This is a genomic window from Dyella silvatica (assembly GCF_026283955.1).
Lineage (GTDB): Bacteria > Pseudomonadota > Gammaproteobacteria > Xanthomonadales > Rhodanobacteraceae > Dyella_C > Dyella_C silvatica.
Genome location: NZ_JAPDPE010000231.1, coordinates 1 through 899 on the forward strand (window position 1 = coordinate 1; position 899 = coordinate 899).

Annotated in this window: 1 protein-coding gene; it reads right to left on the reverse strand. The window is 65.9% G+C overall.

Features of this window, described 5'->3' with window-relative positions; genetic code table 11:
* The coding region (locus OUZ52_RS22820) for an acyl-CoA dehydrogenase family protein (protein ID WP_266160905.1) at positions 1–899 on the reverse strand (899 nt) is incomplete at both ends.

Consider the following 899-nt stretch of genomic DNA (forward strand, 5'->3'; position numbering starts at 1 on the left):
TGCTCAGCCATGCGGTCACCGCCTGGCGCAGCGCATCGGGGCCATCGCCATTGAGTGCGCGCAGGCTGTCCAGCGACAAGACATTGGTCGTGCCCTCCCAGATCGCGTAGACCTGAGCGTCGCGCAGCAATTGCGGCAGGCCGGTATCTTCGATATAGCCGGCGCCGCCAAAACATTCCAGGGCTTCGGAGCAGAGCTTGATGGCCAGCTTGCCGGTCCATAGCTTGGCCAACGGGGTGAGCAGGCGCAGCAAGGCCGCTTCGTGCGGTGCCGGGAGGCCTTGTTCGACGCGGCCCAGCAGCTGCGTTACCTCAAACGACAAGGCGAACGCGCCTTCGAACTCGGCCTGCATATCGGCCAGGGTCTGTGCGTGCAGCGGTTGTTCGGCCAATGGACGTCCAAAGGCCTGGCGTCGGGTGGCGTAGTCGCGGGCCAGGCTGATCGCGCGGGCCATGCTGGCGATGGCGCAAATGGCATTCCAGCTGCGGGTGATATTAAGCATCGGCGCGACCTGACGCACGCCATGAGCCAGCTCGCCCAAGGGCCATGCCGGCAAGCCGTTGAGGTGGATTTCGGCGGTGGGCAGTTCGTGCGTGCCGAGCTTGTCCTTGAGCCGGTCGATTTGCAGCTCCGGCTTGCGCCGCTCGCCATGCATGGTCTCGACGAAGAACAGCGCCAGCGCAGCGGTGCCGCCGGCGGCACCCTCTGGGCGAGCCAGTGCCAGCGCGGCTTCGCCGATCACCGCTGAGCTAAACCACTTGCGCCCGTACAAGCGCCATTGACCGTCGCTGTCCTGGCGCGCCACGGTTTCGGTGCGGCCGACATCGGAGCCGCCGGGGGTTTCGGTCATCCATTGGCCGCTAAGCCAGAATGTCGCGGCATCGCGGCTGAGAAAATGC